Source organism: Streptomyces sp. NPDC051364, from assembly GCF_040682115.1.
GTDB lineage: Bacteria > Actinomycetota > Actinomycetes > Streptomycetales > Streptomycetaceae > Streptomyces.
The window spans coordinates 471,318-494,331 of record NZ_JBFBAH010000002.1; the positions used below are offsets into that span (position 1 = coordinate 471,318).

Genomic DNA, 23,014 nt, shown 5'->3' on the forward strand with positions numbered 1-23,014 from the left:
GTGTCGGGGGCGGCCCGCTTCCGATAAATTGCCGGGTGATGCAGAAAATCCGCCACACTCCCCGGGCCGCGACGAGCATCCGCGAGCTCGACACCGACGTCGGGATCGACCCGCACCGGCACGACGACCACCAGATCGCCTACGCCGGTTCCGGGGTGCTGTCCATCACCACCGACGCCGGTACGTGGGTGGCGCCCACGACCCGCGCGCTGTGGATCCCGGCCGGGACGGTGCACGAGCACCGCGCGTACGGGCGTACCGACCTGCACTCCGTCGGCCTGCCGACCCACCTCAACCCGCTGTCCCTCGACACCCCCGCCGTGATCGCCGTCGGGCCGCTGCTGCGGGAGCTGATCCTGGCCTACACGCGGGCCCCCGACGACGACAGCCCCCAGCGGCGCCGGATGCTCGGGGTGCTGCTCGACCAGTTGCGGGCCTCGCCGCTGCAGCCGCTGCACCTGCCCGCGCCCGCCGACCCCCGGCTGGCGGCGGTGTGCGCCCTGCTGCACGCCGATCCGGCGGATTCCCGCGGGCTGGCCGCGCTGAGCGCGGCCGCCGGCGCCGGGGCGGGCGAGCGGACGCTGAGCCGCCTCTTCCGCGCCGAGCTGGGCATGACCTTCCCGCAGTGGCGCACTCAGCTGCGGCTGCACCAGGCACTGCGGCTGCTGGCCGTCGGCACCCCGGTCACCGCCGTCGCGCACCGCTGCGGCTGGTCCTCCGCGAGCGCCTTCATCGACGTCTTCCGCCGCGCCTTCGGCCACACCCCCGGGACCCATCCCGGCCGGCTGCCGTAACCCGCGCCCGCGCGTCCTACGGCCGTCCGTACCGCAGCTGGACCACGCCGTTGCCGAACGTGCGGGTGCCCTCGAGGCGGAGCGGTACCGGGGCGGGGGTCGGCGGGAACAGGGGTCTACCGCGGCCGATGCGCACCGGGTGCACGTAGATGCGGTACGCGTCCACCAGGTCGTGGCGCAGGAACGAGGCGGTGAGATCGGCTCCGCTCAGCGCCAGGTCGCCGCCCGGCGCCGCCTTGAGCGCGGCGACCTCCGCCGGGACGACGTCCCGCACGAGCGTGGAGTTCCAGCCGAGGTCGGCCTGCTGCATCGTGCGCGAGTACACGTACTTCGGCATGTCCCGCCAGATGCCCGCGAACTCGGCCATCGGCCCGCCGACGGCCGGATCGGCATCGGCGGTCGGCCAGACCCCCGCCATCAGCTCGTACGTGACGCGGCCCTCCAGGAAACCGCCCATCGTGCGGGTCTCGTCATTGAAGTGCTGATGCAGCTCGTCGTCGACGAGGTGCCAGTCGATCTGCCGTTCGGGCCCCTCGAAGAAGCCTTCGAGGGAGACCGCACTCATCAGAGTGATCTTCCGCATGTCCACCCACGCTACATACTGGCCGGTGTGAAGACCGAAGAAGACGTCGACGACACGGTCCTGCTCGCCACCGATGGCCGGACGGGGCTGATCACCCTCAACCGTCCCAGGGCCCTCAACGCCCTCACCCACCCCATGGTGCTGCGGATCGACGAGGCCCTGCGCGCCTGGGAGCAGGACCCCGCCGTCGAACAGGTCCTCATCCGCGGCGCCGGCGAACGCGGCCTGTGCGCCGGCGGGGACATCCGCGCCATACACGACGACGCCAAGGCCGGAACCGCATCCTCCGCCGGCTTCTGGCGCGACGAGTACCGGCTCAACGCCCGGATCGCCCGCTACCCCAAGCCGTACGTCGCCCTCATGGACGGCATCGTGATGGGCGGCGGTGTCGGCGTCTCGGCCCACGGCAGCGTCCGCGTCGTCACCGAGCGCTCCCGTGTCGCCATGCCGGAGACGGGCATCGGCTTCGTCCCGGACGTCGGCGGCACCTACCTGCTCGGCCGCGCCCCCGGCCTGCTCGGCACCCACCTCGCGCTCACCGGCTCGGCCGTGGGGGCCGCCGACGCGCTGCTGTGCGGACTCGCCGACCACTTCGTGCCCGCCGACCGGCTCCCGGAACTGACCGCCGCCCTTGCCGGATCGCCCGCCGGCGAGGTGCTGGCGCACTTCGCCGGGACCCCCACCCCCGGGGAACTGGCCGAGCAGCGCGCCTGGATCGACCGCTGCTACGCAGCGGACACCGTCGAGGAGATCGTCGAGCGGCTGCTGGCCGAGGGCGATCCGGCCGCCAAGGAGACCGCCGAGACGCTCCTGGCCAAGTCCCCGACCTCGCTCAAGGTCACCCTCGCCGCAGTCCGCCGGGCCCGCGCCCTGGGCCCGCTGGAGCAGGTGCTGGTCCAGGAGTACCGGGTGTCCTGCCACGCCCTGCGCGCGCCCGACCTGGTGGAGGGCATCCGGGCCCAGGTCGTCGACAAGGACCGCAACCCCCGGTGGTCCCCGCCCGCGCTCGCCGATGTCTCCGACGCGGACGTGGAGCGGTTCTTCGCCCCGCTCGGCGAAGCCCGCGAACTCCGGCTGCCCTGAAGGCCGCCGGAGTTGCCCCGACCGGTCGGTCCGCTCAGCGGTAGCCGGTCACATCGGCCGGGCGACCCGGGTCCTGGACCTCGACCATGTACCGCCACGCGTCCGGCCGGCTGCCGTCGAGGTCCGTGAACCCGTAGACCCGGGCCAGCTGCCCGCTGGAGAGCGACTGCCCGTTCCAGCGCGACACCTCCGGGTCCGCGGCGAGCGCCGCGACCGCCCGCCCGACGTACGAGGGCGTCTCGGAGATGGCGAAATGCGGGACCTTCTCCAGCGCGTCCCGCCAATTCGCCTCGGTCACCCCGAAGTTGTCCAGCATCATCTCCGAGCGCAGCCAGCCCGGCGTCAGCGCCACCGCCGTCGCACCGCGCGTCCCCAGCTCGTGCCCGAGCGCGAACGCCATCCGCAGGACCGCCGACTTGGCGAGGTCGTAGAAGAACGACACGCGGTAGTTGCCCGCGTTGTAATCGGCCGTGCCGTCCGTCATCTCCACCACCAGCCCGCCCGGCTCGCGCAGCATCAGCGGCAGCGCGAAATGGCTGGTGACGGCATGGGTGTCCACGGCGAGCCGCAGCATCCGCAGCCCGTTGTCCAGGTCGTGCTCCCACACCGTGCTGTCCCACTCGAAGAGCCGCTCACCGCCCCAGATGTCGTTCACCAGCACGTCGAGGCGCCCCCGCTCGGCGTCGATCCGCCCGACCAGCGCCTCCACCTGAGCCGGAACCAGGTGGTCCGCGGCCACGGCGATGCCCTGCCCGCCCGCCGCCGTGACCAGCTCCGCCGTCTCCTCGACCGTCTCCGGCCGGTCGTACTCCGAACGGCTGCCGCGCGTACTGCGCCCCGTCACGTACACCGTCGCGCCCTGCGCGCCCAGCTGGGCCGCGATACCCCGGCCAGCGCCCCGCGTCGCCCCGGCCACCAGGGCGACCTTGCCTTCGAGGGGCCGCCGTGCTTCCGCCATGGCCCGACCCTACGCCGCGGGAACCAGCCGGGCACGGAGGCGCGCCGCTGGCCGGATCGGCGGCCTTTCAGGCACCTCGTCCGGCGGGATACGACTGAGCGGCCGAACCCCGTCCTGGACAAGGGAGACGTCCGACCGATGACCACAGCAGACATGACCAGCTTCGACGACGTCTACATGCTCCCCGACCCCCGCGGGTACTTCACCGGCCTCGGGCCGTACGGGTACCAGACACCCGCCCACGCCCAGCCGGTGTTCCGTGCCCTGGCCGGCGAACTGGCACCCGGACGGCGGACGATGCTCGACCTGTGCTGCTCGTACGGGATCAACGCCGCACTCGTGAACCACGACGTGACCCTGCACGAGCTGTACGCGCACTACACCTCGCCCGAGGCGGCCGGGCTGACCACCGCCGAACTGATCCGCCGCGACCGCGACTTCTACGCCGCCCGGCGCCGGCCCGAGGCCGTACGGGCCATCGGCGTCGACGTCTCGGGCCCCGCCGTGGACTACGCGGTGGCCGCCGGCCTGCTCGACGAGGGGTACTGCGTGAACCTCGAGACCGCCGAGCCCGGGGACCGGCTGCGGCGCTCCGCAGCCGGCGTCGGCCTGATCACCATCACCGGAGGCACCAGCTTCCTCACCGAGCGCACGTTCGCCCGGCTGCTCACCGCCGTCGGCCGGCCGGTGCCGGTGGCCGCCTTCGTCCTGCGCACCCACGACTACCGGGCGATCGCCCGCTGCCTGGAGTCCTACGGGCTCACCGTGGAGCGCGCCGAAGGAACGAACCCCCAGCGGCGCTTCACGGATCCCGGAGAACAGCAGCGCGCGGTCGCCACCGTCACCGCGCTGGGCGAGGACCCGGCCGGGAAGGAGTCGGCGGGCAGTTTCCACACCCGCCTGCACCTGGCCCGGCCGGTGTCCGCGCCGGTCAGAACCAGGTGAGGGTCAGCGCGAACGTGGTGCTCGAGCTCGCCCCGGCCGAGTCGGTGGCGGTGGCCGTCACCTGCACGGTCCCGCTCGCCCACGGCTTGCCGCTGATGCGGCCGGTGCCCGCGTCGATCGTCAGGCCGAACGGCAGACCGGTGGCGGCGTACCGGATCGGCGGCCTGCCGCCGGTCGCGGTGAGCGGGATGGTGCAGGACTGGTTGAACTTGCAGCTCTGCGGGCCGGGGTCGGCGAGCTGCAGAGCACCGGCGGTCGGAGTGGGCGTCGGGGTCGGCGTGGGAGTGGGAGTCGGCGTAGGCGTAGGCGTAGGCGTAGGCGTCGGTGTCGGTGTGGGCGTGGGGTCCGTGGAGCCGCCGAACACCTCGCCGATCGGCTGCACGTTCGCCGCGTTCCCGGCATGCGTCGCCGTGCCGAACAGGTCCTCGAAGGTGCGCAGCAGATGGTGGTGGCTGTAGGCGGTGGCGTACTTGCCGGTCTTTACGTTCGCCCCGGAGAACACGGTCGCGATCTGGTTGGAGCCGAGGTAGTTGTCCTCGTCCCACGTCAGCACCAGCAGGCTGTTGTTGGCCTTCGCCCACTGCGCGTAGGCGTCGATGTTGTTCTTCGTCCAGGTGTCTCCCGTGCTGACCGAGCAGGAGTGCATGTCGTTGCACTGGTTCGGGACGACGAACGACAGGTTCGGCAGCGCCGCGAAGTTGCTCTGCGGGAACTGCGCCCAGGTCTTTCCGGTGCCCAGCGGCACGTTCTTGAAGGCGAACCACGGATTGTGCTTCTGCGCGTACTGGCCGTTCGTGCAGGCCGTGGACCCCTCGGCCGGCAGGTCCTCGTTGTACGTCGCGAACGTCTTCCCGGCCGCGATCAGCTCCTGGCCGAGGTTCGCGGCGGTCATCGACTGCGGGACGTAGCAGCCGTCCCCGGTGATGCCCTGGGTGCCGCCGGAGAACAGGTTGAAGTAGTTCGGCTGGCTGGGGTGGGTCAGCGCCTTCATGCCGGTCAGGCTCGCGCCGCCGTTCGCCAGCTGGTTGATGTACGGGGCGTTCGCGCTGCCGATGATCTCGCCGTACTGCTTGTTCTCGTAGACGACGACCACCACGTGGTCGTACGAAGGCAGCCCCGCGGCGGCGGCCGCCGTCCGGGCCGTCTGCGTACTGCCGTCCGCTGCCTGCGAGTTGGCCACGGTGAAGGCGCCCAGCAGGCCGAGCGCGCCGACTGCTGCCACGAGCGCGGACCTACGGGTCCTTCGTCTCGCGACGGCCTTGGGTGAGGGCATGAGCGGTTCCTCCTCGGGATCGGTGGTTCATTCCTCCCGCCGGGCCGCACCGGCCACGGCGATGTTCAGGAAGCGGGGTACCGGCCGGCCGCGATCGCGGAAGTCCTCCGCGACCGCGGCCCGCACCGCCGCCAGACGCGCTTCGGGCAGCAGCACCAGGACGCTCCGCCCCGGCCGCGGCCCGGGCGGCCCCGGCGGCCAGGCGCTCAGCGCCCCCGCCCGGCTGGCGCAGGCCACCGCCCGCGCGAGCGCCGCCCGCAGATCCGGGTGCCGCGGATCCGTGCGTACGGCCAGCAGCACCAGCCGCGCACCCGAAGCCCCCGGATCGAAGGCGACGTAGCGGTGCGGCCGTGCCGGATCCCGGTCCGCCAGCAGCGCCTCGCCCGGCCGGGCGAAGAGCACCGCCCGGCGCAGCGCCTCCTCGCCGTCCGGCAGCGCACCGGCCAGCAGCCGGGCCAGCTCGGCACGGTCCGGGTCCGTGCCCCGCGGAGTGTGGGCGTCGACCACCGCGAGCGCCACCGCGCAGTCGGCCGGCTCCGCCGTGGCCAGCCCGGCGGCGGCCGTGAGCGAGCCCTGCACGTGCAGATCGGTCCCGCCGCGGCCGTACCCGGCTCGGGCCAGGGCCCGCAGCACCGCGTACGGCCTGGCGGCCCAGGCGGGCATCGCGGGCGCCGGCCCGGACAGCACCAGCGGAACGTCACAGCTGTCGGCGGGGTGCCCCAGGGAGCTGAGCCGCACCAGGCCGTCGCTGCGCGGCGCCGCGGCGGCCGCCACCGGCCAGCCGGCCGCCGCCACCAGCCCCGGCGATCCCAGGTGGAAGGCGTACGGGGCGCTCCAGACGGCCGCCGGGGGCCGGCCGTGAGCGGCCTCCAGCGCATGGGCGACGAGCCGTAACAGCGGGTCGGCGGTGGCCCGCCGGGCGATGTCCTGCCCGGCGGGGGCGCCTTGCCCATCGGCGGGGGCCGCGGTCACGGTCCCTCCTTGCGGGCCAGCATCCGGTAGGCGTTCCCGCCGTCCGTGCGCCGGACCGCGGCCGTGCGCAGCGCGTCGAGCAGCGCCGCGCCGGCGAAGCAGGGCAGCGCCGCCACCCGTACGGCACCGGCCAGGGCCCGGCTGCGCGGCGTGGCCGGGGGACCCCACGGGCGGTCCGGATCCGGGGCCAGCCGCGTCGCGGTCAGCGCCACCGCGCCGAAGAAGTCGTTGCCCTGATGGGCCGCGCCGTGCTCCTCGGCCAGGACGGTGAACCCCCGGTCGGCCAGCGCCTCCCGCAGGTTCGCGGCCGGGATCAGGTGCTGGTGCTGGGGCTGGAACCAGGGCAGCCAGGCCGATCCCAGCAACCGGGCCATCCGCGACTCCGGATCGGGGAGTTCGATGGCCAGATGCCCGCCGGGGGCCAGCACCTCGGCCGCCGTGTCCAGTTCGGCGAGCGGGTCCCGCGTGTGCTCCAGGTAGTGGTACATGCTGACCACCTCGTACCGGCCGGCCAGCTTCGCCGCGAACTCCGGGAACTGGCCCTGGAATCCCGAGGCCACCCAGCCGCGCCGCTCGGCATCGAGCACCCCGTCGCCCATGTCCAGCCCGTCGAAGCGGGTACCGGGCCACACGGCCCGCGCGGCATTGCAGAAGTGGCCGTGCCCGGTGCCGACGTCCAGCCAGGAAGCAGGAGTCCCGTACGGGCGGAGCATCTCGGCCCGCGCCCGGTACGCCGCGCCGAGCCGGCCGAAGACCGTCCCGGCGCCCTCCCCGCCGCGGCCGTCGTAGAAATCGCGGTAGTAGAACTCCAGTCCCTCCAGCGTCAGCCGGGGGTTCTGGAAGACGTGCCCGCAGTTCCCGCACTGCTCCAGGGTGAACCGGCCGGGCTTGCCCTGGAGCAGGTCCGGGACCCGGACCCGGACGGTGAGCTGCCGGGACCCGCACCAGGGGCAGTCCGGGCGGTGAGGCTCGAGGAACCGGTCGGTGCCGCCGGCCAGTTCGGCCCGGTACGAGGCCGCCCGCGCGGTGTCCGCCGCGCCGCGGGGCGTACGGGCGGCCGCAGCGGCGGTACGCAGGCCGGCGCCGAGGGAGCGCACCGGCCGGGCGGCGGTCGCCCGGGCCAGGCCGGCGGGGCGCAGCGGGCCGCCGCGCCCGCCGAGGACGAGGTACGGCTGGAGCCAGTACAGCCCGGCCGCCGCCGCGCCCCACCGGCCCTGGCGCAGTACCGCACCCGCCAGCACCGCCAGCCCGGCGAGCTGTGCGGCGGCCAGTGCACCCGGCGGCAGCCCCTGGGCCCGCAGCTCGGCGACCCGGCCCGGCCCGGTGGTGCCGAGGCCGGCGCGCCCGGAGCTGAGCGCCGGGGCGACGGCCAGACCGGTGGCATCGGCCGCGAACTCCTTCAAGCGGCGCACGAGCGCGAGGAGTTCCGCCGGTTCGCGTGGGGGCGTGTCGGCATCCACCCCGGCCCGCGAGAGCACCTCCTCGGCCACGAGCACGGCATACCCGGAGCCGCGTCCCTCGCCGAGCCGGTCCTGCCGGTAGCCGGCCGGGTCGACCAGGCGCAGCAGCCCGAGAGCACGCTCGGCGGCGAGGTCGGCCGGGAGCAGGTCGAGCACCCGCAGGCCTTCCCGGTCGGCGTACGCACAGGCGGTCAGGAACGTCGCCGCGTCGGGTTCCACGCCCTGCGCGGTCAGCAGCCGCCACCCGGCGGCGCGCGGCAGACCGGCCGATGCGGCCGGGGCGGTCGGGGGCGCGGGCAGCACGGGCAGGGCCCGCAGCCGCCGCCGCGTGCGTACGGTGCCCGCACCGAGCGCGGCCAGCAGCACGACGGAGGTCCACGGGACCTCGCGGAGGGCGAGCCGTGCCGTCGGCATCGGGGTTGTCGGGCGGGTCTGGGGTGTCACAGGAGTTTCTCCAACCGGTCGGCCGCGGCGGAGGCTCCGCCCGCCGCGGCGAAGGAGGCCTGGATCCGCCGGGCGGCCCGGCGGGGGCCGGGGTCGTCCAGCACGGCCGTGAGCGCGTCCCTCAGTTCCTCGGTCCGGGTCCTGCCGAACCGGACCCGGACCCCGGCCCCCGCCCCGACGACCTGCCGGGCCACGATCGGCTGGTCGTCCCGGATCGGCGCGACCACCAGCGGCAGCCCGTACGCGAGTGCCTCGCAGACGGTGTTGTGGCCGCCGTGGCAGACCACCGCGTCCAGGTGGGGGAGCAGCTCCACCTGCGGCACCCGCTCCAGCAGCAGCACGTTCCCGGGCACCGCCCCGATCAGGGCCGCGGGGGCCACGAGCACCAGCTGCATCTCGTCGGCCAGCCGCTCGGCGGCGCCCAGCACCGCTCCGTAGAACCGGTCGCCGGCCTCCTGGTTGAGGGTGCCCAGCGACACCAGGACCCGGCGGCGTTCCGGGTCGAGCCGCTGCCAGGGGAAACCGGGCGGGTGAGGGCGGGCACCGAAGGCAGGGCCGACGAAGGTGTAGTGCGCCGGGAAGTCGCCCTCCATGCCGATGAGTTCGGGGGTCGAGAACACCAGGACGAGGCGTTCGGAGAACCGCGGATCCCAGCCGGTCCCGTCCGCCCCCTTCCCTCCCGCCGTCCCGTCCGTCCCGCACTCGGCGAGGAACCCGGAGATCTGCTCCTCGACCCACTCCCCGACCTTCGGGAAGTCCGCGAACGGCCGGGTCAGCTCGGCGGACGTGCTTGCGGAGGTGGCCCAGGGAATCCCGAGCCGGCGGGCGACCACCGGCCCGGCGAGGGCCTGTTGATCGGCGACCATCAGGTCCGGCGCGAAGCCGCGGACCGCATCCGTCACCCCCGGCACCATCGCCCGGGCCAGCGGCACCAGCGCCTCCTCCCACAGGAAGCGCAGCGCCCCGGCCCCGCGCAGATCGCGCCAGCGGTCGTGCAGCGCCGCGTAACCGCCGCCCGCCTCCTCGCCGGCCGGCAGGATCCGGGCGTGCGCGGGCAGCAGCCGGGTCAGCGCCCCGGCCGGCCCGGTCCAGGCGACCTGGTGGCCCCGGGCGGCGAGTTCGGCCCCGACGGCCACGGTCGGATTGACGTGCCCGGCCAGCGGCGGCACCGTGAAGAGCACCCTCATCGCACCAGCGCTCCCGCCCGCGCGGCCGTCACCGCGGCCGTCGCTTCGAGATGGGCCAGCACGGCCTCCCGCAGGGCGCCACTGCTCTCCTTCAGTACGTCGTGCCCGAGGCCTGGCAGGATCCGCAGCGTCGTGCTCGCCTGCGTTGCGTGCCGGGCCAATTCCCGTGCTCCTGGAACGAGTTCGGAGTGCTCCCCGCACACGATCAGGAGCGGGCAGCGCAGCCGGGCATAGTCGGCGGGGGTGAAGGTGCGGCTCGCCGCGATGTCGTCGATCAGGCTGGTCCGGTTGAGGAGCTCGTCGGCGATCGCCGTCAGATGGGCGGCCTTGCGCAGCCGGAGGCCGAGCAGCTCGGCGGGTACGGGACTGCCCTCCAGGCTCAGGGCGGCTGCGGACAGCGTGTCCACCATGTTCTCCACCCAGGCCCCGCTGAGCGGGGGTTCGAGCAGGGTCAGCCCGGCGACCAGATCCGGCCGGGCGAGCGCGGCGTGCAGGGCGAGGGTGCCGCCGTGGCTGTTGCCGACCAGGTGCACCCGGCGGTGCCCGAGTCCCAGCGCGCCGAGCAGCGCGAGGAGGTCCCGTACGGCCGTGCGGCTGTCGTAGCCGGTGGCGGGGCGTTCGGTGCGGCCGTGGCCGCGCAGATCGTAGAGGACCGCCTCGTGGCCGGCGCGCGCCGTGGGCAGGGCGAGGGGGCAGTAGAAGGAGGAGAGGTTGTCGACGACCAGTCCGTGCAGGAACACGACGACCGGCTGATCGGCGCGGCCGGTCTCTTCGGTCCCGTCGGGCAGGTCCTGGCGGTCGGGGACGGCGGCCGGGAGCCGCTGGACGTGGAAGCGGAGCGAGTTCGCGTGGACGAAGGCCATGGCGGGCTCAGCCGGCCGAGGCGGTCGGCGTGGCCGCCGCCCGGGCGAGGGAGGCATGGGTGACCCGGCCGATGTGCGTGACCAGTTCACCGACGGACATCGCGAGAATGGCGTCCATGTCCTTCTCGGCGAGGAAGCCCATGAGGTCCACCTCGGCGCCGTAGCGATGGTGGAGCAGCTCGGCGAGGGCGACGAACTCGATGCTCTCCAGGGCGAGATCCTCGTTGAACCTGGTCTTCATCGTGACCTCCTCCGCAAGCAGGAACTCGTCGCCGACGATCTCCACGAGCATGCCGGTGATCTCGGCGAGGATGTCAGTGGCCATGGCTGGTCTCCGTGAGGGTGAAGGGGACGGGGGTGCGGTCCGGCGCCGCAGGGCGGGCGGTCCAGGCGACGACGTGAGCGTTGGGCAGGAAGGACGTACGGAGGGCGTACGGGTGCCCGTCGGGGGACAGCACCCGCAGCCCGCCGGAGCCGGGGTCGTCCACCGCCCGCCAGGCGCGCGGGCGGCCGCCGAGGCCGGTGCCCGCCGCCTTGGCTGCGGCCTCCTTGGCGCACCACAGAGCGGTGAGCGCGTCCGGCAGGCCCGTGCCCTCGCGGGCGGACAGGGCTTCGGCCAGGGAGAGTTCGTCCGGGGTAAGGGCGATCCGGATCAGCGCGTCGGGGTCGGCGGTCACCGGCTCGACGTCGATCCCGACCGCCAGGGACCGGTGGGCGACGGCGACGGCGATCCGGTCCTTGTGGGCGAGGGAGAGCCGGAAGCCGCAGGCCAGTGCGCCCCCGGGCACGGGCCGCCCGTGGGGATCGTTTGCGACGGGGACCTCCGCCGGGAACACCGGCCCGGCACCGCCGTCCCACAGCTGCTGCCGCAGCGCGTCCTTGGCCGCGATCCGGCCCAGCAGCCACGGCGCCCGGGCGCGGGGAGGCAGTTGTTCGTACACCGCCCGCTCGGCGGCCCCGAGGTAGCGGCGCATGACCAGCTCCTGCGACGCGGGGTCGGTCCACCGGCGCCGGGCCAGGCACCAGCCGGCGGGCTGCGGTTCGCCGATGCCGCACACCTCCGGGGTGAACTTCATCGGCCAGACCCGCTCGTCGGCGCCGAAGCGGCGGTACGTCCAGCCCTCGATCCGGGCCCACACCTCGCCGGTGGTGCGGCTGAGCTCGAGGTCGCCGCGCACGGTGACCTCGCGTATCTCGCGGATACGGGCGGTGGCGGCGACCAGCTCCCCGGCGGCGGGCGGTGGCCCGAAGAACCGGATGCGGTCGACGGTGGCCGGGAACACCAGCCGGTCGACGGGCAGTTCGAGCTGCATCCAGTGCCCGAACAGCTGCCCGGCGGCGTCCAGCAGCGCCCCCGGGTCGGGCAGGGCCCGCAGGACTCCGCGGATACCGTCCGCGCCTACGGTCCGTACCTCGTGGACGCCGGCGAAGCGGGGGCCGTGGAACATCCACCGGTCCCGGTACAGGGCCTCGGCGCTGACGGGGGCGGGGCGAGGATGCCGCAGCGGAGCGGTGTCGGGCGCGGGCGGCTGCCCGTGGCCCGGTCCGAGCAGGACGACGACGGAGGCGTACGGGCCGAGTCCGATCCGGATCCGCCCGGGCCCGTCGCTGCGGGCGCTGACCTCGACGTCGACGGCGGGCGCGGCGGGGAGCCACCGCAGGGCCCGCACGTCGTCGTAGCCGATGAGGTCAGCGCCGGGCGGGGCGTGCCGGCGGGCCGCGTCGGCGGCCAGCTCCAGCATGGTCGTCATGGGCACGACGGGGAACCGGTCGGAGTCCTCGGGCCAGCCGTCGGGCTGCAGGTAGACGCAGTGGTCGCGTACGTAGGGCATGGCGTCGAGGGACACCCGCAGCCGGTACGTCCCCGTGGCCCTCCCCGAACCAGCACGGTCCGCACCCGCTTCGGGCCCCCCGCGGACGGTCGACCAGGCCTCGGTGACGGCCTGCGCGGCCGCGCGGGTATCGGCGAGGACGGTGTCCAGCGCGGACAGCAGCCCCGGCTGATCGCCCACCTCCTGCTGGGGAGCCAGTCCCCCCAACGCGGTGCGGGCCCTCTCGCCCAGGCGAACCAGAGGCGACCCGAGGTCCAGCGCGACGGCCCGGTCGGGGACGGCGTGGCCCGCGGCGGTCGGCGTGGCGGGGGAGGGGTTCGGCGACAGGCGGGCCCAGTTCGGGGCGTGGCCCTCGGTCCAGAGCGCGGCGCACGTGCGGCGCAGGGCGGGCAGGCCCGCGAGTCGGGGGGACGAGGTGGCCACCGAGAGGTGGGGGCGGTCCCGGAGGGTGTCCTCGACGAAGCCGGGCAGGCTGCCCGGGCCCAGCGCGACGAAACTCCGGACGCCCGCGTCCTCGTAAAGCCGCAGCGTCAGCTCCCTGAAGCGGACCGGCTCCAGGAGGTGCCGCACCACCAGGTCCCGGACGGCATCCGCGGCGGCGGGGAAGGGCGCGAGCGTCGTCGCCGACCACACCGGCACCGCCCCCGCCCGCACCGGCAGCCGGTCGAACGCGGAGCGCACCTGCCCGAGGTACGGCTCCCACATCGGCGTGTGGAAGCCCGAACGGAACGGCAGCTCCTGCCCGAGCACCCCCTCCGAGCGCAGCCGCTCCAGGACCCGGCCCACCCCGGCAGGTTCCCCGCAGACCACCGACTGGTGCGGGCAGTTGTCATGGCTGACCACCACCCCCGACACACCGTGCAGCGCCGCCTCCGCCCGCGCCGCCCCGCACCCGAGCGCCGCGTAGACGAGATCGGGGACCTTGAGTGAATCCGGCCGCAGCGAATCCAGGAAGGAGTCCGCCGCGCCCTGCGGATACATGCCGGCGGCCACCATCGCCGCCCACTCGCCCAGGCTGTGGCCCGCCAACGCATCGGCCTCGATGCCCAGTTCGGCCAGGACCCGGGCGAAGAACCGTCCCGCGGCGATCGCGTCGAGGGCCCGTTCCATCAGCTCCCCGCCCCGGCTCAGCCGTGGCGCGGGGAGGCCGAGCCGGTCCGCGACGTCGTCCACCACCGGCGCGAACTCCGGTTCCAGGCCCGGGAACAGGAAGGCCACCCGGCCGCCCAGCGGCTCCGGCGTGAACCAGACGTCCCCGCGGCCCCGCCAGGCCCGGCCGCGAGCCACCGCCTTCGCGGCCAGCGCGAGCCGCTGCGGAGTCGGCCCGGCCACCGCCAGCCGGCACGGCCCGTCGCCCGCGGACCCGGGACCGGCGCCCGGTCCGGCTGTCCGTTCGGCGAGCAGCTCGGCCAGCTCCGCCGGACCGTCCGCCGCGAGCAGGAGTACGTCGTCCCGCCCGCCCGGGGCGGCCACCGGCGCGGCCGCGGCCCCCAGGGGCAGGAAGCGGCGTACCGGAGGCGCCGGGCGGGCGGCTCCCGGGGCCTCCTCCAGCACCACGTGCGCGTTGATCCCGCCGAAGCCGAACGCGTTGACGCCCGCCCGGCGCGGCGCCGGCCCGCGCTCCCACGGCTCCGCCTGCGTGATCGGCCGCATCCGGGTCCGGGCCAGGTCCGGGTGCGGATCCGTCAGGTGCAGGGTCGGCGGCAGCGTCCCCTCGTACACCGCGAGCGCCGCCTTGATGAGCCCGGCCATGCCCGAGGCCTGCATCGTGTGCCCGAGCATCGACTTCACCGAGCCGAAACCGATACCGCCCGGCTCGGCGTCCCCCGCCGGGCCGAACACCTGTGCCAGGGTGTCCAGTTCGGCGGCATCGCCGACCGGGGTCCCGGTACCGTGCGCCTCCAGCAGGCCCAGCGCGCCGGGCGCCCGCGGGTCCAGACCGGCCTCCCGCCAGGCCCGCTCCAGGGCCCGTACCTGGCCGGCGACCAGCGGGCTCATCAGGCTCGCGGCCCGGCCGTCCCCGGCCACGCCCGTCCCGCGGATCACCGCGTAGATCCGGTCGCCGTCCCGTTCCGCGTCCGCCAGCCGCTTCAGCAGCACCACCCCGGTCCCCTCGGAGAGCAGCGTCCCGTCGGCCAGCCGGTCGAACGGCCGGATCCGCTCGCTCGGGCTGAGCGCCCGCAGCTGGGTGAACACGCTCCACAGCGTGGCGATGTGGCAGTGGTGCACGGCCCCCGCGACCACCGCGTCGCAGCGCCCGCCCGCCAGCAGCCCCACCGCCTGGTCCACCGCCAGCAGCGAGGAGGCGCAGGCCGCGTCCAGCGTGTAGGCGGGACCGCTGAAGTCCAGCCTGTTCGCCGTCCGGGCGGCGGTGAAGCTCGGCACCAGCCCGATCGAGGCGTCGGGCCGCTCCGGCCCCAAAGCGTCCTGGAAGGCGGCGCGCACCGCGGCGATCCGCCGCTCGCCGAGCTCGGGCGCCAGCTCGCGCAGGGTCTGCGCCAACTGGTGGGCCGTACGCACCCGTTGGTCCAGCCGGGCGGTGGCCACGCCCATGAACCCGCCGCGCCCCAGCACCACCCCGATCCGCGAGCGGTCGGCGGGGAGCCGGTCCTCGCCGCCCGCGTCGGCGATCGCCTCGGCCGTCGCGTGCAGGGCCAGCATCTGGTCCGGCTCGGCCCCCTCCACCGCCGCCGGCATGATCCCGAACCGGGTCGGGTCGAAGACCGCCAGGCCGTCGATGAAACCGCCCCGTCGGCAGTAGAACCGGTCGCCGGCCGCGGGACCGGCCGCGCTGCCCGGGTCGTAGTACACCTCCGGATCCCAACGCCCGGGCGGTACCTCGCCGATGGCATCGGTGCCGGCCAGCAGGTTGCGGCGGTACGCGGCCAGGTCCGGTGCCCCGGGGAACACCGCGCCCATCCCGACGATCGCCGCGTCGGCCGGCCGCGGGCCCCGCCCCGCCCCGTGCCCGCGCTCACTCATCGCCCTCGTCCTCCCGGGCCGTCAGGACCACCTGGACGTCGGTTCCGTACGCGAGCTCGTCGAGGAACGCGGCGGTGGCGGCCTCGGCGGAGAGCAGCGGGACCCCGCGCCGGGCGTACGCGCGCTCCAGCTCCGGTGTGACCATCCCGCCCCCCTCCGCGGCCCAGGGGCCCCAGTCGACGGACAGCACCCGGCCCGGCAGGAACGCCGACCAGGTGTGCGCCAGGGAGTCGAGGGCGTCGTTGGCCGCGGCGTAGTCCGTCTGGCCGCGGTTTCCGTACACCCCGGAGACGCTGGCGAACAGGGCCAGGAACCGCGGCGCGGGCCCCGGTCCGTGCTCGGCGGCCGCGGCCGCGAGGTTGCGGGCTCCGGTCACCTTCGTGGTGAACACCTCGGCGAAAGCCGCCGGTTGCTTGTCCCGCACCAGCCCGTCGCGCAGCACCCCGGCGCCGTGCACGATGCCGTCGAGCCGGCCGTGCCGCTCCCGTACGTCGGCCACGACGGCCCGTACGGCCTGCTCGTCGGTGACGTCGGCGCGGTGGTAGCGCACGGAGGCCGCCACCGCGGTGAGCGCGGACAGGGTGGCCCGTACTTCGCGCTCGGCGAGGATCCGCGAGGCCGCGGCCTCGATCTCGGCGGGCTTGCGGAGGCCGTCGGCGATGAGGGCGGCGCGCAGTGCAACGCGGTCGGTGGCCTGGGCGAAGCGGTCCGCCTCGGCGGCGGGCCGGGGCGTACGTCCGACCAGCTCGACGTGGCATCCGGTGGCGCGGGCCAGCGCGAGGGCGGTCCGGGCGGTGATCCCGCGGGCCCCGCCGGTCAGCAGGACCACGGAGCGGGCGTCGAGCGGTGGCGTCCCGTCGCCGACGGCGGCGGCGGGCAGGGGAGCGGGCACCGGGCGGCGGGCGATCCGGACCCCCTCGGCGGTGTACCCCACGGAGGAGCCGTCCCCGTGCAGGTCGCCCAGCTCGGCCAGCAGCTGCGCCGCGACCCGCTCGGGATCCTCCTTGGCGCTGACCTCCACGGCGCGGATCAGGCTGCCCGGGAACTCGAGGGCTGCGCTGCGGGCGAAGCCGTGCAGACCGGCGCCGGGGGCTCCGCCGGGTGTGGTGGCGAGCAGGAGCCGGCGGACTCCGCCGGTGAGTGCGCGCTGCAGTGCGGGGAACGCGCCGGGCAGCACCGGCTCGGCGCCGGCCCGCAGCCCGGAGAGGTCGACGATCCCGTCGAACCCGGCAGCGCCCTCGGCATCCGCCTCGGCGAGGACGCGCACCTCGGCGCCGTGCCCCCGCAACGCCGTGGCGAGCGCGGCCGACACCCCCTGCCCGTCGTCGACCACCCCGACCTGCAGCCCCCGAACCCCTTCTGCCTCCGCGACCACGCCCGCCACGACCACGTCCTGCAAACGCAACCGCCGCACCCCGAGCCCGCGGCCCGCGGGCCCAGCCGGCTCGGCTGAGCCGGCCCCGAGCCCGTGGGCGGCCGACCCGGCCGACCCGGCCGCGCCGGAGAGGGCGCCGGCTGTGGATCCGGCCGGCTCGGATGCCGTCGCCGAATACCCGCCGCCGTTCCTGCCGGCCCGGTCGGCCGTACCGCCTGCGAGGCCGTGGGCCGGGAGCGGCGTTGGCTCCGGTGGCGGCAGGGCGTCGGCCCGGGGGGATGCGGTAGGTCGTGCGGCCGGCGCCGGCGCCGGCGCCGTATCGGCGGCCGGGGCTGCCGTGCGGGACGTGACCCAGTCGACGATGCCGCTCAGGGTCTTGAGGCGGGAGAGCTCCTCGACCGCGGACTCGGCGGAGCCGTCGGGGTCCTGCGGGAGCCCGATGCGGTCGGCCAGGGCGCCGATGATCTCGACGCGCTTGATGGAGTCGATGGACAGGTCCGCCTCCAGGTCCAGCTCGGGGCCGAGCATGTCGTGCGGGTATCCGGTGCGGGTGTGCACGATGTCCAGGACGATGTCCATCACCTCGTCGGCGGACCTGGGTCCACCGTCTGATCCGGTGTCATGGGCGGGCTGTCCGCCCGCGTCGGCCCAGAGCTGCCCTGGGCCGGCCCGGCCGGGCAGCTCCGTGCCGTGGGCGGGAAGCGCGTCCGCCGGGGTGGGCCACGGGCGGTCGGGGGCTTCGGCCGACGGCCGTGGCGCAGGCGAACCGGCGCCCAGGAACCCCAGCAGGACGTCCCGTTGGGCCTCGATCAGTTCCCGGGAGCCGCGCAGGTACGCGAGGACCGCCTCCTCGCGGCGGTCCGCCGGCGCCGACGCCGCAGACACCGCAGACGCCACCGCCGGCGCCGCCGGGGCCACCCGGCGGGCCGGCTGGAGGCCACCCGGCACCGGGGTGCCGTCCGCGGTGCGGACCAGGTGGCCGTCGACCAGCCAGCCCGGCCGCCGCGGGGCCCGCTCCGGCAGCCGGGTGCCGCGGCCGCGGAACAGGGCCTCGGGGGCCACCGGCACGCCTGCCGCAGCCAGTTCCGCCAGTGCGGTGACCAGCCGGAACAGGCCGTGCTCGCCCGGCACGTCCAGCGGGACCACCGTGTGCGGCCGGTCTCGCAGGATCCGGCCCAGCAGGCCGGAGAGGACCCGCCCGGGCCCCGCTTCCACGAACGTCCGGACACCGGACGCGTACATGGCCTCCACCTGCTCCACGAACCGGACCGGCTCCGCGACCTGGCGCGCGGCAAGGCTTCGTACCGCCTCGGCGCCGGCGGGGTACGGACCGGCCGTGGTGTTCGACCAGACCGGGACGGCGGCGTCGGCAACCGCCGTCCCGGCCAGCTCCTCGGCCAGCGCGGCGGCCGCCCCCGCGACCACCGGGCTGTGGAACGCGCACGCCACCTCGATCGGCTCCGCCGAGAGCCCCGCCGCCCGCAGCGCCGCCACCGCCTCGGCCACGGAGGCCGCCGGGCCCGATATCGCGCACTGCCGCGGCGCGTTGTGGTTCGCGACCACGCACCCGGACCGCGCCGCGATCTCCCGTACCTCCTCCGGCGCGCCCGTCACCGCCGCCATGGACCCCGGATCCACTCCCGCGGCCGCGAGGATCGCCTCGGCCCGGCGCGCGCTCAGCCGCAGCAGGCTCTCCGTGTCGTACACGCCGGCCGCCCACAGCGCGGTGAGCTCCCCGTACGAGTGCCCGGCCACGCAGTCCGGCCGTACGCCGAGCTCCCCGAGCAGCAGATGCGCTGCCGCGCCGGCCAGCCCGAGGGCCGGCTGGGCGATCCGGGTGTCGGTGACCGCTGCCCGCTGCGCCGCCCGATCCGCGGCGCTGAAGGCGCCCGGCGGGAACACCGCCGAGACCACGGCCCGCGGAGCCGTCTCCAGCAGCCCCCGAAGCGCCGGGAACGCGATGAACAACTCGCCCAGCATTCCGGGGCGTTGACTGCCCTGCCCGGGGAACAGGAACGCCACCTTCCCGGGATCGGCCGCATCCTCCCGTACGTGGACCCCCTCGCCCGCGGTGAAGCCCCGGGCCCGCTCCAGCCGGGCCGCGAGTTCGTCCGGATCCCCGGCCACGACCGCCACCCGCACCGGGCCCGAGCCCTGCCCCTCGGCGGCGGCCTCCGCCGCGAGATCACGCAGGGCCCACGGCCGCCCGGCCGCCTCGTTCTCCTCCAGCCGGGCCGCGAGCCGGGCCATCGCCCGCCCCGCCGCCCGCCGGTCCTCGCCGCGGAAGCAGAACAATTCGGCGGGCCACTCCTCCAGCCCGTGCGCAGCCTCCTCGGCGCCCCCGTAACCGGCCAGCACCGCGTGGTAGTTGGTGCCGCCGAAGCCGAAGGCGCTGACCCCGGCGATCCGCCGCTCGGCGGGGACCGCCCACGGCCGCGCCTCGGTGGGGAAGGCGAACGGGCTGGTCTCCGCCTGCCAGGCCGGGTTCGGCGTCTCGATGTGCAGGGTCGGCGGCCGGACACCCGTGTGGACCGCCCGGGCGGCCTTGATCAGCCCGGCCAGCCCGGCCGCGCACTTGGTGTGCCCGAGCTGCGATTTCACCGAGCCCAGCGCGCACGACCCCGGAGTAGCCCCGGATCCGGCGAACAGCTCGGTCAGCACGGTCAGTTCGGTGCTGTCCCCGACCACCGTGCCGGTGCCGTGCGCCTCGATCAGCCCCACCTCGCCGGGGGTGATGCCCGCCCGCGCGTAGGCCCGCTCCAGGGCCCGCCGCTGCCCCTCCGGCCGGGGCGCGGTCAGGCCGAGGGACCGCCCGTCGCTGGCCGCCCCCACCGCCTTGATCACGGCGTAGACCCGGTCGCCGTCCCGCTCCGCGTCCGCGAGCCGTTTGAGGACCAGTGCGCCCACGCCCTCGCCGAGCGCGATCCCGTCGGCCGCCGCGTCGAAGGGCCGGCAGCGCCCGCTCGGGGACAGTGCCCGCACCGAGGAGAACATCAGGTAGTCGTTGATCCCGTTGTGCACGTCGGCGCCGCCGCACAGCACCATGTCGCTGTCCCCGTCGCGCAGTTGGCGGCAGGCCAGGTCCAGTGCGGCCAGCGAGGAGGCGCAGGCGGCGTCGACGGTGCAGTTGGCGCCGCCGAGGTCGAGCCGGTTGGCGACCCGGCCCGCGATCACATTGGCGAGGATGCCGGGGAAGGAGTCCTCGGTGAGCCGGGGCAGCTGCTCGTCCAGCCCGGGCGGGAGCTCGCCCAGGTAGGCGGGGTGCAGCGCGCGCAGCCCGTACGCCCCGGCCAGCTCGGTACCGGCCTCGGCGCCGAAGACCACCGAGGTACGGGAGCGGTCGAACTCCCGGTCCCGGCCGTACCCCGCGTCCCCGAGGGCCCGCGCCGAGATCTCCAGGGCCAGCAGCTGGACCGGCTCGACGGCGGCGAGCGAGGCCGGCGGGATGCCGTGCGCGAGCGCGTCGAACGGTACCGGGTCGAGGAAGCCGCCCCAGCGCGAGGGGGTGCGCTCGCCGGCCCGCGCCGGGTCGGCGTCGTAGTAGAGCGCCGGGTCCCAGCGCTCGGGCGGCACCTCGGTCACGGCGTCCGTCCCGGCGAGGATCCGGGCCCAGTAGGCGGCGAGATCGGGCGCGCCCGGGTAGGCGCAGGCCATGCCGACGATGGCGATGTCCAGCGGGTCGGCCACGGGCTCCCCGGGGGCCGGCCCGTCCTGCCCGGCGGCCGCCAGCTCGGCGGCGCGCCGGTCCAGCAGCCCGGTCGCCCCCTCGGTGACCTGGGCGTGCAGGGCGGCGACCGTGGTGGTCCCGGTACGGAGGGTCGCGGCCTGGCCCAGCATGAACAGACCCTCTGCGTACTGCTGTTGCTCGTCCACCCGCTCCAGCGGTGCCGGCGCCGCCGCACCCCGCCGCAGCCCCTTGCTCGCGATCCGCAGCCGCCCCAGGTTCAGCCGCTCCAGCTCCTCCCACACGGTGCGCGCCTCGGTCCCGCCCTCCACGAGCCGCTGCCGGGTCGCCTCGAACGCCTCGGCGTACGGAGTGGCCGCGCAGCGCGTGGCGTGCCCGGGAGCCGTGTGCAGCAGGACCGTCTCCGTGCACTCGACCGCCGCCTGCTGGAAGCCCGGCAGCACCGCGCCCGCGGCCACCGCCTCCTGCGTGAACAGGTACGCGGTCCCCATCAGCACCCCGATCCGCGCGCCCCGCCCGGCCAGCGGCGCGGCGGCCGCCACCGCCATCGCGGCGGAGCGTGCGTCGTGGATGCCGCCCGCGAACAGGACGTCCAGGGCGGCCGGTTCGGGACATCCCAGGAGCAGCTCGATCTGCTCCTCCCACAGCGCGAACGAGGTGCGCGGCCCGACGTGGCCGCCGCATTCCAGCCCCTCGAACACGAACCGCCGCGCCCCTTCGGCGAGATACCGTTGCAGCAGCCCCGGCGAGGGCACGTGCAGGTGCGTCGCGGTCCCGGCCGCCTCCAGCGGCGCCGCCTGGGCCGGGGTGCCGCCGGCGATGATCGCGTGCGGCGGCCGGACCTCGGCCACGGCCGCCAGCTGCTCCCGGCGCAGCTCGGGCGGGGCGAAGCCGAGCAGTCCCACGCCCCAGGGGCGGTCCCCGAGCCGCTCGGCCGTCTCGGCGAGCAGTTTGCGTACGTCCGCGCCGTCCATCACCGCGAGCGCCAGGTACGGGACCCCGCCCCCGGCGGCCACCGCCTCGGCGAAGGCGGCCTGGTCGCTGACCCGGGTCATCGGCCCCTGGGCGACGGGGAGCGGCCGCAGCAGCGGCCGGGTGCGCACCGCGGCCTCCAGATGCCCGGTGACGGCCGCCCGTACGGCCTGGAGCACCCCGCCCGTCGTCCGGTACCGCGCGGCCAGCCGGGCCGCCGAGGCGCCGTCCTGCCCGACCGGCAGCAGCTGGGTCCGCAGGTCCCGGGCTCCGAGCAGCGCATCGGCCGGACCCTCGGGCGGGGTCAGGTCGGGCCGCGCGTACACCCGGTGACCGTCGTGCAGCCGGGTCTCGGAGCCGTCCATCGCCCGGAGCGCGGCGGCCACTTCGGCAGGCAGGGCCGCCTCGCCCTCCGCGGTCAGGGCCAGTTGTACGTCGACCAGCACCCCGGCGGCTCCGCCCGCGACGGCCGCGGCCGCCGTGTGCGGCCCGATCCCGCCCCGGGCGAGCACGGGCACCCCGAGTCCGGGCCCGGCCAGCAGCTGCTGGAGCAGTACGAAGGTGGTGGCGCCGCCCACCCGGCCGCCGGCCTCGTGCCCCTTCGCGACGAGCGCCACCGCCCCGGCGGCCACCGCGATCAGGGCCTCTGCCCGGCCGGTGACCTCGGCCCAGGCACGCCGCCGCCCGCCCCCGGCCCAGGCGGCCATCTGCTCCGGGGTGTGCTCCGCGGGGTCGGCGACGAGCACCGTGTCCACCTCGGGCGGCAGGTCCTCGGGCCCGAGCGGGCATCCGGCGGGCACCCGCACCCCGTACCGGCGCCGGCCGCCGAGCCGGCGGGCGAGCTCCGCGAAGCCGTGGCGGGCGGCCGCGGGATCCCGGCCCAGGTCGAGCAGCCCGAGGGCCCCGGCCCGTTCGGCGGCGATCACGATCCGCGGATGCGGTTCCTCGAACGGGCTGACCGCGACGACCAGGTCACGGATGGCGGCGGATCGCGGGGGCTGGGGGGTCACGAGCGCTCCTCTGGTCGGTGCTGTGTGACATGTCGCAATGCGTGACAGCGCATCCGGCGCACCCCGGCGCAAGCTGGCGCACCCCGGCGCGTACCGGGGGCGCACGGAAGCCGGACGGGGCCGGACGCGGCTGTACGGGGGAGTGCGGGGGGTGCAGGGAGGGCGGAGGGTGCGGGGCGCGTGCGCTGGTCGTGCCGTGGGGGGCGTGCGCGGGCGTGGTCTCCCGCCGGGAGGCGGTGCTCGGGCCGCCCGGGCGACCCGAGTACCGCCTCGGGCGGGTTTGAACAGTGGTCAACTTCCCTGATGCCGCGATGCATCGTGCGGTGGCCGCCCTGCACTGTCAACGGTCATGCGGAGTACGCCGTTTCGCCCCTTGGGCGCCGGCGGCCGCCCCGGAATGCGCCCCGGCGGGCCCGCTGCGGCCCCACCGGGGCCGGTGGCCTGCGCCGATCCCGCCCGGGCGGGTCCGCCCCGGCGCGCCGGTGGGCGTACCGCACCGGGCCGGGCTCATGCCGCACCGGCATACCTTGTCGCCCATCGGGCATGAACTCCGCTCAGGGGGTGGGTATTTGGTCACCCCTGCGGCCCTTACGGGT

At 75.8% G+C, this 23,014-nt stretch carries 13 protein-coding genes; 3 read left to right on the forward strand and 10 right to left on the reverse strand.

All coding sequences use genetic code 11. The features are described from left to right. Nucleotides 1-38: 38 nt before the first annotated feature. Entirely contained in the window at nucleotides 39-794 is a 756-nt protein-coding gene (locus AB0M76_RS06055; protein ID WP_365951745.1) for a helix-turn-helix transcriptional regulator, read from the forward strand. Between the two features lie 16 nt (nucleotides 795-810). Here AB0M76_RS06055 and AB0M76_RS06060 read toward each other — a convergent pair whose 3' ends face one another. Next, entirely contained in the window at nucleotides 811-1,377 is a 567-nt protein-coding gene (locus AB0M76_RS06060; protein ID WP_365951746.1) for a dihydrofolate reductase family protein, read from the reverse strand. A gap of 27 nt (nucleotides 1,378-1,404) precedes the next feature. On the opposite strand from AB0M76_RS06060, the gene AB0M76_RS06065 reads away from it, so the two are divergent. Then, a complete protein-coding gene (locus AB0M76_RS06065) occupies nucleotides 1,405-2,460 on the forward strand; it encodes an enoyl-CoA hydratase/isomerase family protein (protein WP_365951747.1) in 1,056 nt (351 codons plus the stop codon). Between the two features lie 34 nt (nucleotides 2,461-2,494). On the opposite strand, the gene AB0M76_RS06070 is transcribed toward AB0M76_RS06065, so the two are convergent. Beyond that, nucleotides 2,495-3,418 (reverse strand): SDR family oxidoreductase, encoded by a 924-nt coding sequence (locus AB0M76_RS06070; RefSeq protein ID WP_365951748.1) that lies wholly within the window; start codon nucleotides 3,416-3,418, stop codon nucleotides 2,495-2,497. Nucleotides 3,419-3,556: 138 nt separating this feature from the next. On the opposite strand from AB0M76_RS06070, the gene AB0M76_RS06075 reads away from it, so the two are divergent. After that, nucleotides 3,557-4,363: a hypothetical protein gene (locus AB0M76_RS06075; protein WP_365951749.1), complete on the forward strand. Its 807-nt coding sequence runs from the start codon at nucleotides 3,557-3,559 to the stop codon at nucleotides 4,361-4,363. On the opposite strand, the gene AB0M76_RS06080 is transcribed toward AB0M76_RS06075, so the two are convergent. From AB0M76_RS06080 to AB0M76_RS06115, 8 genes are read right to left on the reverse strand one after another with little or no spacing between them, the layout of a single operon-like run. Continuing rightward, complete coding sequence (locus AB0M76_RS06080) at nucleotides 4,350-5,636, reverse strand: alkaline phosphatase family protein (protein WP_365951750.1); 1,287 nt, start codon at nucleotides 5,634-5,636, stop codon at nucleotides 4,350-4,352. The genes AB0M76_RS06075 and AB0M76_RS06080 overlap by 14 nt on opposite strands. Before the next feature lie 27 nt (nucleotides 5,637-5,663). Then, nucleotides 5,664-6,608: a galactokinase gene (locus tag AB0M76_RS06085; protein WP_365951751.1), complete on the reverse strand. Its 945-nt coding sequence runs from the start codon at nucleotides 6,606-6,608 to the stop codon at nucleotides 5,664-5,666. Continuing rightward, the gene (locus AB0M76_RS06090) at nucleotides 6,605-8,512 is read right to left on the reverse strand and encodes a class I SAM-dependent methyltransferase (protein ID WP_365951752.1); all 1,908 of its coding nucleotides are present in this window, start codon (nucleotides 8,510-8,512) and stop codon (nucleotides 6,605-6,607) included. Before AB0M76_RS06090 ends, AB0M76_RS06085 begins: the two co-directional genes overlap by 4 nt. Further along, on the reverse strand, nucleotides 8,509-9,699 hold the full coding sequence (locus AB0M76_RS06095; RefSeq protein ID WP_365951753.1) for a glycosyltransferase: 1,191 nt from the start codon (nucleotides 9,697-9,699) through the stop codon (nucleotides 8,509-8,511). Before AB0M76_RS06095 ends, AB0M76_RS06090 begins: the two co-directional genes overlap by 4 nt. Continuing rightward, a complete protein-coding gene (locus tag AB0M76_RS06100; protein ID WP_365951754.1) occupies nucleotides 9,696-10,562 on the reverse strand; it encodes an alpha/beta fold hydrolase in 867 nt (288 codons plus the stop codon). Before AB0M76_RS06100 ends, AB0M76_RS06095 begins: the two co-directional genes overlap by 4 nt. A gap of 7 nt (nucleotides 10,563-10,569) precedes the next feature. Next, on the reverse strand, nucleotides 10,570-10,887 hold the full coding sequence (locus AB0M76_RS06105; RefSeq protein ID WP_266635248.1) for an acyl carrier protein: 318 nt from the start codon (nucleotides 10,885-10,887) through the stop codon (nucleotides 10,570-10,572). Then, nucleotides 10,877-15,376, reverse strand: a complete 4,500-nt coding sequence (locus AB0M76_RS06110; RefSeq protein WP_365951755.1) for a beta-ketoacyl synthase N-terminal-like domain-containing protein — start codon at nucleotides 15,374-15,376, stop codon at nucleotides 10,877-10,879. Before AB0M76_RS06110 ends, AB0M76_RS06105 begins: the two co-directional genes overlap by 11 nt. Further along, nucleotides 15,369-22,418, reverse strand: a complete 7,050-nt coding sequence (locus tag AB0M76_RS06115; protein ID WP_365951756.1) for an SDR family NAD(P)-dependent oxidoreductase — start codon at nucleotides 22,416-22,418, stop codon at nucleotides 15,369-15,371. The genes AB0M76_RS06110 and AB0M76_RS06115 overlap by 8 nt, the downstream gene beginning before the upstream one ends. Nucleotides 22,419-23,014 lie beyond the last annotated feature (596 nt).